Annotated in this window: 13 protein-coding genes and 1 pseudogene; 8 read left to right on the top strand and 6 right to left on the bottom strand. The window is 75.4% G+C overall.

The features are described from left to right. Positions 1-270 precede the first annotated feature (270 nt). Genes AY578_RS01600 through AY578_RS01590 form a run of 3 tightly spaced genes read left to right on the top strand, consistent with a single transcriptional unit; the run spans position 271 to position 3,796 of the window. On the top strand, positions 271-1,464 hold the full coding sequence (locus tag AY578_RS01600) for a lycopene cyclase family protein (RefSeq protein ID WP_028958794.1): 1,194 nt from the start codon (positions 271-273) through the stop codon (positions 1,462-1,464). Between the two features lie 42 nt (positions 1,465-1,506). Next, positions 1,507-2,235, top strand: coding sequence for a methyltransferase domain-containing protein (locus AY578_RS01595; protein WP_028958795.1), 729 nt, complete (start codon positions 1,507-1,509; stop codon positions 2,233-2,235). Positions 2,236-2,293: 58 nt separating this feature from the next. After that, entirely contained in the window at positions 2,294-3,796 is a 1,503-nt protein-coding gene (locus tag AY578_RS01590; protein ID WP_258901764.1) for an FAD-dependent oxidoreductase, read from the top strand. A 28-nt stretch (positions 3,797-3,824) separates the two neighbouring features. Here the strand turns inward: AY578_RS01590 and AY578_RS01585 are convergent, their stop codons facing one another. The 5 genes from AY578_RS01585 to AY578_RS01565 all read right to left on the bottom strand — a co-directional run bounded on the left by AY578_RS01585 (position 3,825) and on the right by AY578_RS01565 (position 8,154). After that, positions 3,825-4,901, bottom strand: a complete 1,077-nt coding sequence (locus AY578_RS01585; RefSeq protein ID WP_028958797.1) for a cobalamin B12-binding domain-containing protein — start codon at positions 4,899-4,901, stop codon at positions 3,825-3,827. After that, positions 4,898-6,472 (bottom strand): PP2C family protein-serine/threonine phosphatase, encoded by a 1,575-nt coding sequence (locus AY578_RS01580; RefSeq protein WP_137207360.1) that lies wholly within the window; start codon positions 6,470-6,472, stop codon positions 4,898-4,900. Before AY578_RS01580 ends, AY578_RS01585 begins: the two co-directional genes overlap by 4 nt. Before the next feature lie 235 nt (positions 6,473-6,707). Next, on the bottom strand, positions 6,708-7,415 hold the full coding sequence (locus AY578_RS01575; protein WP_019525641.1) for an adenosylcobinamide amidohydrolase: 708 nt from the start codon (positions 7,413-7,415) through the stop codon (positions 6,708-6,710). A gap of 105 nt (positions 7,416-7,520) precedes the next feature. Continuing rightward, positions 7,521-7,940: an ATP-binding protein gene (locus tag AY578_RS01570; RefSeq protein ID WP_019525642.1), complete on the bottom strand. Its 420-nt coding sequence runs from the start codon at positions 7,938-7,940 to the stop codon at positions 7,521-7,523. Between the two features lie 64 nt (positions 7,941-8,004). After that, positions 8,005-8,154, bottom strand: a complete 150-nt coding sequence (locus AY578_RS01565) for a hypothetical protein (protein ID WP_019525643.1) — start codon at positions 8,152-8,154, stop codon at positions 8,005-8,007. A 182-nt stretch (positions 8,155-8,336) separates the two neighbouring features. On the opposite strand from AY578_RS01565, the pseudogene AY578_RS01560 reads away from it, so the two are divergent. Together AY578_RS01560 and pgm are read left to right on the top strand one after the other, a co-directional pair. Further along, positions 8,337-8,809: pseudogene (locus AY578_RS01560) on the top strand (hypothetical protein). A 106-nt stretch (positions 8,810-8,915) separates the two neighbouring features. Continuing rightward, the gene (gene pgm / locus AY578_RS01555; RefSeq protein ID WP_215049135.1) at positions 8,916-10,556 is read left to right on the top strand and encodes a phosphoglucomutase (alpha-D-glucose-1,6-bisphosphate-dependent); all 1,641 of its coding nucleotides are present in this window, start codon (positions 8,916-8,918) and stop codon (positions 10,554-10,556) included. A 23-nt stretch (positions 10,557-10,579) separates the two neighbouring features. Here the strand turns inward: pgm and AY578_RS01550 are convergent, their stop codons facing one another. Further along, complete coding sequence (locus AY578_RS01550) at positions 10,580-11,095, bottom strand: hypothetical protein (RefSeq protein WP_136237858.1); 516 nt, start codon at positions 11,093-11,095, stop codon at positions 10,580-10,582. A 243-nt stretch (positions 11,096-11,338) separates the two neighbouring features. Here AY578_RS01550 and AY578_RS01545 point away from each other — a divergent pair, with 243 nt between their 5' ends. From AY578_RS01545 to AY578_RS01535, 3 genes are all read left to right on the top strand, one after another. Beyond that, positions 11,339-12,376: an alpha/beta fold hydrolase gene (locus AY578_RS01545; protein WP_370879108.1), complete on the top strand. Its 1,038-nt coding sequence runs from the start codon at positions 11,339-11,341 to the stop codon at positions 12,374-12,376. A 69-nt stretch (positions 12,377-12,445) separates the two neighbouring features. Further along, positions 12,446-12,850, top strand: coding sequence for a hypothetical protein (locus AY578_RS01540; RefSeq protein WP_019525649.1), 405 nt, complete (start codon positions 12,446-12,448; stop codon positions 12,848-12,850). A 102-nt stretch (positions 12,851-12,952) separates the two neighbouring features. Further along, a complete protein-coding gene (locus tag AY578_RS01535) occupies positions 12,953-14,038 on the top strand; it encodes a substrate-binding domain-containing protein (protein WP_258901753.1) in 1,086 nt (361 codons plus the stop codon). The last annotated feature ends 300 nt before the right edge of the window (positions 14,039-14,338 follow it).

Below are 14,338 nucleotides of genomic sequence, written 5' to 3'. Positions count from 1 at the left end.
GCACCCGGACGGTGGGTCCGGGCGGACGGGCCGGGCGCGGCGCGCACGACCGCATCGCCGCGCGGTGTCTCTTGGCCCCAGTCGGGAGCATCCGGTGTCTTCCTCTCGTCGGCACGCGCATCGTTCCGGTACGCCGGACGACCGGCGCATGCCTTCCCGGTCGCGCCCGTCGTCTCACGTCCGAGTGACCCGGATCCGCGCGGGCACACGGACGGAAACAACCGGCCGTGCGGATCCGCACGAACCGTGACCGAGGAGGGTGGTGCCGGCGTGCTGGAGGCGGACGTCGCGATCGTCGGGGCGGGGGCGGCCGGGCTGTCCCTCGCCCACCGGCTGGCCGGTCCCGGCAGCGGGCGACGGCCTCCGTCCGTCGCCCTGGTGGACGCGCCGCCCGGACCGCTGCGGCCGCCCCGCCGCACCTGGTGCTTCTGGGAGGCGGGGCCCGGCCGCTTCGACGCCGCCGTCACCGCGTCCTGGCGGAGCCTGCGCGTCCGCGACCGGCGAGGCCGCCCCATCCAGGGGGACATCGCCCCGCTGCGCTACAAGATGATCCGCTCCGACGACTTCGAGACCCTCGTCTCCCGCGACCTCGCGGACCGCGACGCGGTACGGCGCGTCGAGGGCACCGTCGACACCGTGGAGGACGTGCCCGGGGGAGCGCTGGTGCGGCTGCGCGACCGCGACGGCAACCCCCGCGCCGTACGCGCCCGCTGGGTGTTCGACTCACGCCCGCCCGGCAGCCTGCCCGCCGCCCGTACCACGCTGCTCCAGCACTTCCACGGCTGGTTCGTGCGCACCGCCCGGCCCGCCTTCGCCCCCGGCACCGCCGAACTCATGGACTTCCGCACCCCGCAGCCCCCCGAAGGACTGTCCTTCGGCTACGTCCTGCCCCTCGGCCGCCACGACGCCCTGGTGGAGTACACCGAGTTCTCCCTGCGCCCCCTCACCCCCGACGCCTACGAGACCGCCGTACGCCACTACACCGGCGACGTGCTCCGACTGGGGGACCTGGAGGTGCTGTCCACCGAGACGGGCGTCATCCCGATGACCGACGCGGTGATGCCCCGCCGCACCGGGCAGTCCGTGTTCCGCATCGGCGCGGCGGGCGGCGCCACCCGCCCCTCCACCGGCTACACCTTCGCCGGCCTCCAGCGCCAGACCCGCGCCGTCGCCGCCGCCCTCCGCGAGGGCCGCCGCCCGGTGCCGCCGCCCGCCCACTCGGCCCGCTCCCGCGCCATGGACGCCGTGCTGCTGCGCGCCCTGGCCGGCGGGCGCGCCGACGGACCCGCCCTGTTCTGCCGGCTGTTCGACCGCGTCCCCATGCGGCGGCTGCTGCGGTTCCTCGACGGCGACACCCGCCTCCACGAGGACCTCGCCGTGGGCCTGCACGCCCCCGTCGGACCGATGCTCCGCTCCGCCCTCGAACTGCCCGGCCTGCCCCGCCGCCCCTACGAAGGCCCGTAGCCCCGCATCGACGTCTTTCGCCCCTGCCACCCCGGAGACCCCATGACCCTCCTGCGCGACGAGCACCTCGCCGCCGCCTTCGACCACGCCGCCCGCAGCTACGACACCCTTGTCGCCGCCAACCCCGGCTACCACGCCCATCTGCGCCGCTCCGCACGCCGTCTCGGCCTGCCCCGCGGCGGGGAGGGCCTGCGCGTGCTCGACCTCGGCTGCGGCACCGGCGCCTCCACCGGCGCGCTCGCCGAGGTGCTGCCGAGCGCCGAGATCACCGCCGTGGACGCCTCCGCCGGCATGCTGGAGCGGGCCGCCGCCAAGACCTGGCCGCCGAACGTCACGTTCGTCCACGCGCCCGCCGAACGGCTCGCCGAGGCAGGGGTGACCGGACCGTTCGACGCGGTGTTCGCCGCCTACCTGTTCCGCAACGTCACCGACCCCGACGCCGTGCTGCGCACCGTGCACGGCCTGCTCGCGCCCGGCGGACGCCTCGCCGTGCACGAGTACACCCTCGGCGGCCGCCGCACCGACCGCGCCGTGTGGACGCTGGTCTGCCGGGGCGTCGTGCAGCCGGTGGCGACCCTGCTCGGCGACGGCGACCTGTACCGCCATCTGTGGCGCAGCGTCGTGGAGTTCGACACCGCCGACCGGTTCGCGCACCGGCTGGAGGCGAACGGCTTCGACCGTGTGCGCCGCCTGCCGCTGCCCGGCTGGCAGACCGGCATCACCCACACCTTCACCGGGCGCCGCCCCACCACGACGGAGACCGCGCGATGACCCGACCGCCCCGCCCGACGCCGCCCGCCGCGGCCGCGACCGCCGCGCCCGTGTCATCATGCCCGCACCCGGCGCGCCCCGTGTCGACGGCGACCACCGGCCCAGCACGGCCGTGGTCGGCGGCGGCATCGCCGGACTGGCCGCCGCCACCGCCCTCGCCGAACGCGGCGTCGACGTCACCCTCTACGAGGCCCGCCCCTACCTCGGCGGACGCGTCGGCGGCTGGCCCGTCGACCTGAAGGACGGCACGCCCGCGACGATGAGCCGCGGCTTCCACGCCTTCTTCCGGCAGTACTACAACCTGCGCGGCCTGCTCCGCCGTACCGACCCCGCCCTCGAACGCCTCACCCCGCTGCCCGACTACCCGCTGCGCCACAGCGACGGCCTGCACGACAGCTTCCGGCACGTGCCCCGCACCCCGCCGTGGAGCGCGCTCGGCTTCGCCGCGCTCAGCCCGTCCTTCCCGCTGCGCGACCTGCCCCGGATGAACGCGGCGGCCGCCCTGCCGCTCCTCGACGTCCGCGTGCCCGAGGTGTACGAGCGCCTCGACGCGGTCAGCGCGCACGACTTCCTCGACGCGGTCTGCTTCCCGGAGAGCGCCCGCCATCTGGCGTTCGAGGTGTTCTCCCGCAGCTTCTTCGCCGACCCGCGCCTGCTGTCGGCGGCCGAGATGGCGCTGATGTTCCACATCTACTTCCTCGGCTCCTCCGAGGGCCTGCTGTTCGACGTGCCCACCGCGCCCTTCCCCGCGGCCCTGTGGGAGCCGCTCGCCGCCCTCCTCGAACGGCACGGCGCCGACCTGCGCACCTCCACCCCCGTCGAACACGTCGAACCCCTGGACGACGGCGGGTACGAGATCGCCACCGACCGGGACGAGCGGCGCCACGACACCGTGGTGCTCGCCCTCGACGCCGTGGGGCTGCGCGCCCTCGTCGACCGCTCCCTCCGGCTCGGCGACACCCCCTGGCGGGAGCGGATCGCCCGGCTGCGCAACGCCCCGCCGTTCCTGGTCTCCCGCCTCTGGCTGGACCGCCGGGTCGCCCCCGACCGGCCCGGCTTCCTCGGCACCAGCGGCTACGGCACCCTCGACAACGTCAGCGTCCTCGAACGGTACGAGGACGAGGCCGCCCGCCGGGCCGCCCGCACCGGCGGCTCCGTCGTCGAACTGCACGCCTACGCCCTGCCCCCGGAGGCGTCCCCGGAGGTCGAACAGAAGCGGCTGCTCGACCAGTTGCACCGCATCTACCCGGAGACCCGCAAGGCGGGGATCGTCGACGCCCGCCACGAGTGGGGCACCGACTGCCCGCTCTTCCCGGTGGGCGGCTACGAGGACCGCCCCTCGGTCCGCACACCCGACCCGGGCCTGATGGTGGCGGGCGACCTGGTGCGCACGTCCCTGCCGGTGGCCCTGATGGAACGCGCGGCGACCACCGGCTTCCTCGCCGCGAACGCCCTGCTGGAGCGCTGGGGCGTGCGGGGCCAGCCGCTGTGGACCGTCCCGGACCGCGGCCGCAGCGCGGTGCTGCGCGCTCTTGCGGGGGCGGTGGGGCGCCGGAGGTGACGTGAGACGGGGGGGTGCTTCTCCCTCCTCAGACCACCGTGTCGGTGACCGCCGGGTCGGTCCTGTCCGTGAGACGGGCGGCGCCGGCGCGGACCATGGACAGGGCGCGCGGGAAGTCGTGCAGCCGGTCGCCGAGGATGTCCAGGCCGGTCACCAGGGAGTGCGGCGGCACGTTGCGCGCGGACAGCACGTCCGACGTCCAGCCCAGGAAGTCGGTGAACACCTCGACGGCGTCGACGTACAGGGCGGTCGCCAGGAAGTCGACGACGTGCGCCAGGTCCTCGGCCGTGCGCTCGCGCTGCGCGTCGCTGTACTCCCGCATCGGCGGGAAGCGGTGCTCCAGCTCCGTCAGCGTCTCCTTCACCAGCCGGCCGCGCGACTGGGTGACCATGCTGTACTCCTGGTCCGCCAGGTGCGGCAGGTCGTCGACGGCCTGCCGGACGCCCGTGGGCCTCGCGAGCCCGGCCTCCAGCACGGCCGCGGCGCCCCGCGCGTCCGGGGCCCATGCGTCGGCGCCCAGGGCGCGCGCGTAGCGCCCGTCCACGCCGAACGCCCGGCCGCCCGCCACCACCGGCACACCCACGGTCCGGCAGGCGTTGATCGCGGTGTGCGCCCGCGGCAGGTGCGTGGGGATCGACCCGGACAGCAGCACGGCGTCGGAGTTGGTGTGGTGCTGGTGCGCGACCAGGTGCGGGGTCGGCGTCTGGGCGCCCAGGTAGTCGACGTGCCAGCCGCGCAGCCGCAGCGTCTCGGCGACGAGCCGCGCGGGGAACGCGTGCCATTCGCCGTCGACGCAGCTCACCGTGACCCGGCCCCGGACGGCGTCGGGGCGCGTGCCGGAGCCGTGGTGCACCAGCGCGGTGATGACCCGCTCGTTGATCGCGGTCGCCGCGTGCTCCTGGGCGACGCTGATGCGGTCGGCGGCCCATTCGACGCCGATCCGCGCCTGCACCGCCGCGACCACGTCCAGCAGCAGGTCCTCCTCCTGCCAGCCGTCCTCGAGGGCGCCGCGGACGACGTCGACGGCGTCGTACTCGTCGCCGTCGATCACCGCCTTCCACAGCGCCTCGCCAAGTTCGCCGGCCGAGGCCCGGGGTCCGCTCATGCCGTCCTCCGTGCTCGTCGGTGGTCACCGGCCGGTGCCCGGCCGCCCGCCGGGTTGCCGCCGCGCGGGGCGGTGATGGCCAGGACGGCCATGTCGTCGTGACGGCTCCCCGGCTCCAGCCACTGCGCGGCCAGCATCTGTACGTGCTCCACCAGCGCCTCGCCGGGCATGCCGCCGCACCCCTCCAGGGCCTGCCGCAGCCGCTCCTCGCCGAACAGTTCGTCGCCGAGCGGGCCGCCGCGGGCCTCGGTGATGCCGTCGGTGTACAGCAGGCAGGTGTCCCCCGGGGCGAGGACCGTCTCCACGGTGCGCGCGGTCACCTCGGGCAGCGCGCCCACGAGCGTGCCCTGCGTCGGCACCTCCTCGACCCGGCCGTCCGCGCGCACCACCAGCGGCGGCAGATGCCCGGCGCCGGTGAGCCGCAGCCGCACCGCCCCGTCGTCCAGCCGCCGCACGGACGCCAGCACCAGGGTGGCGAACCGGGCGTGGTGGGAGGTCAGCAGCGCGTCGTTGAGCATCCGCAGCACCCGGAGGTGGTCGGAGGCGAGCGGCAGCAGCGCGTGCAGGGTGTTGCGGATCTTCCCGGTGAGGACCGCCGCGTCCAGCCCCTTGCCGGCCACGTCGCCCAGCGCGACGAACGTCTCGGCGGAATCGTCGGGGCCGGGGTGGACGTCGTAGAAGTCGCCGCCGACCCGCTCGTGGTCCAGGGCGGTGCGGTAGCGGCCCGCGTAGTCGACGCCGTGCACTCGGCTCAGCGGCGGCGGCAGCAGCTCCCGCATCAGGGTGCCGGTGATGGCCGTCTGCTCGCCGTACAGGCGCGCCGCCGACAGCGCGGTGCCCGCGCGCGAGGCGAACAGCCGGGCGAACACCTCCTCCTCGGGCGAGAACCCCTTGTCGGTGTCCGAGCGCAGCAGGATCAGCGCGCCCGCGGGCACCCCGTGCCCGGGCAGCGGCGTCACCAGCACGGAGCCCACCGGCCCCGAGAAGCCCTCGGGGATCGCCCAGTCCGGGATGGCGTCCGGGTTGATCCAGCGGGCCGGCACGGGCGGGAAGCCGCGCAGGGCCTCGTCGAGCCCCGGGACGGTGAGCGGGTCGATCTGCCGCGCCTCCTGCACCACGCGCCCGCCGCGCAGGGCATGGGTGACGGCGTACCGGTGCCCGGCCGGCGGGGTGATCAGCACGGCGGCCTCGGCGAGGTGGTCGGTGGCCATCCGGGCGGCGACCTCCGCGCAGCGCGGCACGTTCAGGGACGCCAGCAGGGTGCTGAAGAGGTCGGAGGTGGCGTCGGCCCGCTCCCGGGTCTCCCGCACGGTCTCGTGGGCCTGTACGAGGTCGGTGCGGTCGAACAGCCACCAGGCCACACGGCCGTCCCGGGTGGGGGAGGGCCGGGCCTCGAAGGAGCGGTCGCCGACCGGTCCGGCCGGCGTGCCCGCCGTCGGGTCGACGGTGCCGGCGACATGACGGCGGTGCGCCTCGGCCAGCCACGACGGCGGGACGTCGGAGGCGGAGGACGCGGTGAGGCGACGGGCGGCACGATTGCGGCCGGCGATCCGGCCGCGGGAGTCCAGCACCAGGACAGGGCACGGCGCGTCGTCCCACGTGGGGACGGATCCGTCGCGTGCGTCGCACGGATCGGCGCTGGAACCGGGGGAAGAAATCACGAACGAGGTGCGCGCCGCGCACCCACCCCCTCTCTCGTCGGCATCAGCAGGTACGGCGGCAACGGTCCCCCATCCGTGCCCGCGAAGCAACCTGCCCGGTCGGCGAGGAACTCCCTTCCAGGCGCAGTACCCCCCAGCAGGTGTTTCATGTCTCACCGCGGACGGGCGAACCGCCCCCGCCGGCCACGGCGTCCCGCACGGCCCGGTGCACGGCGCGCGCCAGCCGCGCCCCCCACAGCGACCGTGGCCCGGCGAACGCGTGCGCCTCCCGGTGCGGGGACGGGGCGTCGGAGACGACGCACACCGCGTCGGTCGGGGTGCCGGAACAGTCGAGGCCGCTGTCCACCAGCGCCTGGACCTTCGCCTCCGTGGCGGTGGCCACCGCGTTCACCAGGGCCGCGTCGGTGAGCACGGCCGGCACCGCCACCACGACGTTGATCGTGCCCGGCTCCGGAACGCCCTCCGCGCCCTCACCGGGCCGCGCCGCCCAGCCGCGCACGTCCACGCCCGCCGTGACGAACGCCTCCGCACCCGCGTCGCGCGCGTGCGCGTACGCCGACACGTCGGCCGCCGTCATCAGGCCCACCCCGGGCCCGCTCAACCCCGCTTCGGCGGCGAGGGAGGCGAGGTGCCTTTCGGGGTCGGTGCGCCGGTAGCCGTGCGCCACCTGTGCGTTGAGGATCCACGCCCGCTCGCCGATGCCCCCGCCCAGCACCGCGCTGCTGATCGCCCGGCGCCCGGGACCCGCCGTCCACAGCAGGGCGTGCAGCCGTTCACCGTCCTCGGTGCGGGTCAGCCGGCGCGGGGCCGGCAGGGCGGGCGTGGCGGGGGACGGGGGCAGGACGGCGGTCACCGTGCGGGGCTCCTAGCGGGCGGCGGCCCCTGCGGGGGCGGCCCTGACGTGGGTCGGCCCGACCGATCGTAGGCCGGTCCGGGTCCGCGTCCCCCGCCGGGGTGATCACACCGCGGCGGCCGCCTCCGGCGCGCGGAAGCAGGCGGTGACCGTCTTGCCGTGCGGGCAGGGCCGGGCCTCCCAGGTGTCGGCCAGGACGTCGACCAGCAGCATGCCGCGCCCGCCGACCCGCTCCTCGCTCGGCTCGCGCGGCGTGGGCAGGGAGGCGGACCCGTCGTGCACGGAGATGTGCAGGCAGCGGGTGTCCCACGACATCACCAGCTGGGCGTCGGTGCCGGCGTGCACATGCGCGTTGGTGACCAGCTCCGACACCGTGAGCAGCACGGAGTGGACCGTCTCGGGGGCTGTCTCGTCCCACCCGAGGGAGGCGAGGTGTTCCTGCGCCCAGTCACGGGCCGCCTTCACTCCCTGGCCCATCGGCAGGGAGCGGGCCCAGCCCACGGTGCGGACCGACGATTCGTTCATGGAGTCCTTTCGGTGATCGGCCCGCGGCCCGCGCGGTCGCGGAGCCGTCAGGCCCGGGGTCGGCTCAGCGCCGGCCGCCGCGCAGCCGTCCCAGCAGCCGCTGGGCCTGCGCCCGCCGCCGGGGGTCGGCCGCGGCCCTGCGTACCTGCTCGGCCGTGCGGCGCCCCTGCGGGCTCCGGGCGAACTGCTTGATGCGCTCCACCATGCCGGGCATGGCGACTCCTCTCGGTAGGCGTCGGCGTGTGCGTGCCGCTGTCCTTCTACCCCCGGGAGGCCGGTACAGCCCGGCGCGGGCGGGGATTCTGCGAACCTCCGCAGGGGCGCGCGTGGTTGACGGTGGGCCGCGCCCCGTCACCGGATGTGTTTGCCGACCGGCGCTGCGGCAAACCGGTGTCCATGACCGAACAGAACAAGAATGCGAACCGGAAGACCTCGAACGCCTCGACGACGGCGGCGTCCAAGGCCGCCTCGACCGCCGACAAGGCCACCGGCAAGGCGGCCGATACCGCGAAGGGCGCGGCCTCCAAGGCGAGCGACGCCGCCAACGGCGTGGCCTCGAAGGCGGCTGACGCCACGTCGGCCCTCGCGTCCGGCACCGAGCGTGCCGCGCGCGTGGCGAACGGCGCCGCCCAGTCCGCCGTCAAGGGCGCGGAGGCCGGCCGCCGCGGCGCCGCGCCGTCGTCACCGCCTCCGGGCAGGTGGCCGCCGGCGCCAAGACCGCCTGGACCGTCATCGCCAACCGCAGGCTGGTCGCCGCCGGCGCGGCCGCCGGACTGACCGCGCTGACCGCCGCCTCCTACGCGGTGGGGCGCCGCGCGGAACGCCACGCCCACGGGCCCCTGACCCGGATGACCGGCGGACGTATCTGACGCCTCAGGGGCCGGGGCGGACCCAGCCCACTCGCGCGGCGACGCCCCGGCGGGGAAAGATGTCTCCGCAAGCGTGACAACCGACCTTTTGCGGAGGAGTGGGCACATGCAGCACGAGCGAGCGGGCGGTCCGGCCGGTCCCGAGGATCTCGTCGACGTCGCTCGGCTGGTCACGGCGTACTACGCGCTCCACCCCGACCTGGACGACCCGGGGCAGCGCGTCGCGTTCGGCACCTCGGGGCACCGCGGCTCGTCACTGGCGGCCGCGTTCAACGAGGACCACATCGCCGCGACCAGCCAGGCCATCGTCGAGTACCGCGCCGCGCAGGGCACCGACGGACCGCTCTTCCTCGGCGCGGACACCCACGCCCTCTCCGAACCGGCGCGGGTCACCGCCCTGGAGGTGTTCGCCGCCAACGGTGTGACGGTGCTGATCGACAGCGCCGACGGCTACACGCCCACCCCGGCCGTCTCGCACGCCGTGCTCACCCACAACCGGGGCCGAGGCACGGGACTCGCCGACGGCGTCGTCGTCACCCCGTCGCACAACCCGCCCGCCGACGGCGGGTTCAAGTACAACCCGCCCAGCGGCGGCCCCGCCGGCTCGGACGCCACCGGCTGGATCCAGGAGCGCGCCAACGAGATCATCCGCGGCGGCCTGAAGGACGTCCGCCGCATCCCGTACGCGCGCGCCCTGGCCGCGTCGAACACCGGCCGCTACGACTTCCTCGGCACGTACGTCGCCGACCTGCCCAGCGTGCTCGACCTGGACGCGATCCGCGCCGCCGGCGTCCGCATCGGCGCCGACCCGCTGGGCGGGGCGTCCGTCGCCTACTGGGGCCGCATCGCCGAGGAACACCGTCTCGACCTCACGGTGGTCAACCCGCTCACCGACCCCACCTGGCGGTTCATGACGCTCGACTGGGACGGCAAGATCCGCATGGACTGCTCGTCGCCGTACGCGATGGCGTCCCTCATCGGACAGCGCGACCGTTTCGACATCGCGACCGGCAACGACGCCGACGCCGACCGGCACGGCATCGTCACCCCGGACGCCGGCCTGATGAACCCCAACCACTATCTCGCCGTCGCGATCGGCTACCTGTACGCGCACCGCGAGCAGTGGCCGTCGGCGGCGGGCGTCGGCAAGACCCTCGTCTCGTCGGCGATGATCGACCGGGTCGCCGCCGACCTGAAGCGCGAACTGGTCGAAGTGCCGGTCGGCTTCAAGTGGTTCGTGGACGGACTGGTCGACGGCAGCCTCGGCTTCGGCGGCGAGGAGTCGGCCGGGGCGTCCTTCCTGCGCCGCGACGGCTCGGTGTGGACCACCGACAAGGACGGCATCATCCTGGCGCTGCTCGCCTCCGAGATCACCGCGGTCACCGGGAAGTCGCCGTCGCGGCACTACGCCGAACTGACCGCGCGCTTCGGCGAACCCGCTTACGAGCGCATCGACGCCCCCGCGACCCGCGAGGAGAAGGCACGCCTGGCGAAGCTCTCCCCGGCCCAGGTCACGGCGGACACCCTGGCGGGGGAGCCGGTCACCGCCGTGCTCACGGAGGCGCCCGGCAACGGCGCGTCCATCGGCGGCATCAAGGTGACCACGCAGAGCGCCTGGTTCGCGGCTCGCCCGTCGGGCACGGAGGACGTGTACAAGATCTACGCCGAGTCGTTCCAGGGGCCGGAGCATCTGCGCCGGGTCCAGGAGGAGGCGAAGGGGGTCGTGCTGGCGGCGCTGGGCGGCTGAAGCTCGGCCTTTTGGCCGGTCCGTCAGCCGGTCCGGATCTCCGTGGCGGACGGGGTGGTGAGCCCGGCCGGCACGGAGGCCCCCGGCGGCAGCGTCACCGGGGCTTCCTCGGACTGCTGGAGCACGGTGTCGCCGGGCCCCTCGGCCGGGGCGCCGGCGCCCGTGGACAGCTGCGACCAGGCGCCCAGGGCCAGGGCGATCGCCGCGGCGGTCCCCACGACCCGCCCGATCCGGCGCAGCCGGGCCCGCGCGTCGAGGTCCCGCCAGGCGGGCCCCTCCCACGGGTCGTCCGGCCGCCAGAGGTCGCCGACGGCGTCGGGGGTGTCGGGGCGCGACATCCGCGACGGGCGGGGAGGCCCCGGCTGTTCAGGGGAGCGCCCCGCCGCCCGCTGCCGGGCGGAGGGCTCCCTGGGCGCGGACGTACGGATGGCCTGCTCACTGTCCATCAGAAACCGCTGCCAGACGTCCTCGGGCAGGGACGGCACACCGTCCTCCCGATCCTGCGGCGCCCCGCCGTCGTCCGGTCCCTGCGCGGTCACGTCCGTCCGTTCCTCTTGTGTTCTGCAGCCCGCCAGGATCATTGCACAGCGCCGGAACGGGGAAACGGGGGACCGGCACGCGCCCCTTGAAGTTGCCGGTCGGGCAGCACACCCAGGGGCGCGGGGAACTGCGCGACAAGCCCCCACCGGCCCGCACCCGCAATGCGACGGAACGCAGGCGTCCCCACCGACACCGTTTGCCGAACCGGCAACATCACTCGCCCCGCCCCCGCAGGGCCCCGCATGCTCGGCGAACGAACCGAAGCCCTCCGAGCGACTCAGGAGCCCCCCGTGCCGGTACCGACCTCACCCCCCGTCCACCGTCTCGTCCCCGCCCCCGCGGGCCGCGTGCACCTGGTGGAGCAGGGCAGCGGCCCGCTGGTGCTGCTCGTGCACGGTTTCCCCGAGGGCTGGTACGCCTGGCGCCACCAGCTGCCCGCCCTCGCCGCCGCCGGCTACCGGGCGGTGGCCGTCGACGTGCGTGGGTACGGCCGCTCCTCCCGGCCCGCCGACCCTGACGCGTACCGCGTACGGGAACTCGTGGACGACGCCGTCGCGGTGGTCGAGGCGCTCGGGGAGCGGACCGCCGTCGTCGTCGGCCACGACTGGGGCTCCTCCGTCGCCTCGAACGCCGCCCTGATGCGTCCGGACGTCTTCCGCGCGGTGGCGATGCTCGGCGTCCCCTACGCCCCGCGCGGCGGGCCGCGACCCAGCACGGTCTTCGCGTCGATGGGCGGCGACGAGGAGTTCTACGTCTCGTACTTCCAGGAGCCGGGCCGCGCCGAGGCCGAGATCGAGCCTGACGTACGCGGCTGGCTCGCCGGGTTCTACGCGGCCCTGTCCGCCGACACCATGCCCGGTCCCGGAGCGCCCTCGCCGTACTTCACCGGACCGGGCGGGACCCTGCGCGAACGGTTCCCCGCGGACCGGAGCCCCGCGTGGCTCACGGACACCGAACTCGACGTGTTCGCCGCCGAGTTCGAGCGCACCGGGATGAGCGGGGCGCTGGCCCGCTACCGTGCCGTGGACCGGGACTGGGAGGACCTCGCCGCGTACGACGGGGCCCCGGTCACGCAGCCGTCCCTGTTCATCGGCGGGGAACTCGACGCGTCCACCACCTGGATGGCCGACGCGATCGACGCCTTCCCGGTCACCCTGCCGGGACTGGTGTCCTCGCACATCCTGAAGGGCTGCGGGCACTGGGTGCAGCGGGAGCGCCCCGAGGACACCAGCCGCCTGCTCACGGACTGGCTGTCCGCCCTGCCCCCGGCCGCGTGTTAGGTTCCCGCACGACAGCGAGCGCGTGACACCCGGCGCGGCCGGGCTCTCGGGGACGGACGGCGGCGATCCATGACGTCGGAGCACACCGGCACACCGGACGGTGACGGCGAGGCGCCTCTGCCTCGGATCCTCTGCGACACGGCCGCACTGGCGGCCGCCGCCGGCGACGGGACCGCCGGCGCGCTGTGGCGGCTCGCCGAGTCCGGCCGCCAGCTCGACGCCAACGTCGTCCACCTCCCGCCCGGCCACCGCGTGGACACCCACCGCGAGCCCGACCTCGACGTCCTCCTGCTGGTCCTCGCCGGCGACGGCACCCTCACCGCCCCGGACGGCGACCACCCCCTGCCCACCGGCACCCTGACCTGGCTCCCCCACGGCTCCACCCGCTCCCTGACGGCGGGCCCCGACGGCCTCACCTACCTCACCGTCCACCGCCGCCGCCCGGGCATGACGATCCGCACCCGCCCGTCCTGACCCGCGCCGCGTGAGCCGGACCGCTTCCGCGGACGCCCGCCGGTTCGATCGTTATGATGCCCGCATCGTTCAAACGAACATTCCGCCGCGGGGAGGGGCCTCATGCGCGAGCCGGTCGAGGTCAGGAGGCAGCGGATCCTCGCTGCCGTGGAGTCCCGGGGGTCCGCGCGGGTGAGCGATCTCGCCGCCGAGCTCGAGGTGTCCGTGGTGACCGTGCGGCGGGACGTGGAGGAGCTGGCCCAGGAAGGGCGGCTGCGCCGCGGGCACGGCGTCGTGCGCTCCACCCTCGCCGCCCGCGACATCCCCGCGCCGCGCCCGCCGGACGGCGACACCGTGGCTGTCGTCGTGCCCGAGCGCCACCACTACCTGTACGAGTCCCTGCACGGCGCCCGCTCCGTGCTGGAGGCCTCAGGCAAGCGCATCGCGCTGCACATCGCCCCCCAGGTCGCGGGTGCCGAACGACCGCTCGTCGAGCGTGCGCTGGAGGACGGCGCCGCCGGTCTGCTGCTCGCCCCGCGCTGGCGCACCCTCGCCGACGAGGAGGCCGACCACCTCTGGCTCGCCGCCGTCGAGGTACCCGCCGTGCTGATGGAGCGGCGCCCCGGGGCGGGCACCGTGCTGCACGCCATGGACTCGGTCTGCTCCGACCACGTGTACGGCGCCCACCTGGCCGTGGAGCACCTGGTGGGCCTCGGGCACCGGCGCATCGTGTTCGCCACCCGCGACGACAGCCCCACCGCGCGCACCCTGCGCTCGGCGTGCGCGCGGATCGCCGAGGCGCACCCTCTCGTCGAGGCGTGGGCGTGGACGCTGAGCGCTCCCGAGGCCGGCCAGGAGGGCCCGTACACGCCGGAGGAGACCGCCGGACTGCACGAGGTGCTGCGGAGGACGGGCGCCACGGCGGCCGTGCTGCACGGCGACGTCGACGCGCTGATGCTGGTGCAGCGGCTCGCGGACCACGGGGTGCGGGTCCCGGAGGACTGCTCCGTCGTCGCCTACGACGACGTGGTGGCCGGCCTGGGCACGACCCCGCTCACCGCTGTCGCCCCGCCGAAGGCGGACGTCGGCCGGGCGGCCGCCGAACTCCTCCTGGAGCGACTGGACACGGAGACGGCCGGGCACACCCCGGTGCGCCGGGTGGAGCTCCTGCCCTCCCTGTCCGTACGCGGCTCCACGCGCGCCCTCTGACCATTGCTTCAGCCTCCCGGCAGCCCCGGCGGGGCATATTGGCCTTGCGCCAGGGCGCCGACCCGTCTCGACGGACAGGGCGGCCCAAAGGCCCCTGCCACAGGGGACAGGCAGCCCCAGCAGACCCGGCGCGCCGCACGGCCACGGCCCGTCGCCGGCCGACCGAGCGCGGACCGGTCGACCGCGCACCGGTCTGCCTCGGTCGGCCGCGCACGGCCCCAGCAGGCCGCAGACCACAGGCTCGCGCAGACCCGCACCAAGCCCAAGAGAGACCGCGCACGCCAAGTGAGCGTTTGAACG

The organism is Streptomyces thermocarboxydus (genome assembly GCF_024760485.1).
GTDB classification, from domain to species: domain Bacteria; phylum Actinomycetota; class Actinomycetes; order Streptomycetales; family Streptomycetaceae; genus Streptomyces; species Streptomyces cellulosae.
Note: the sequence above shows the minus strand (reverse complement) of the source record. Positions and strands in the feature narration are given on the sequence as shown.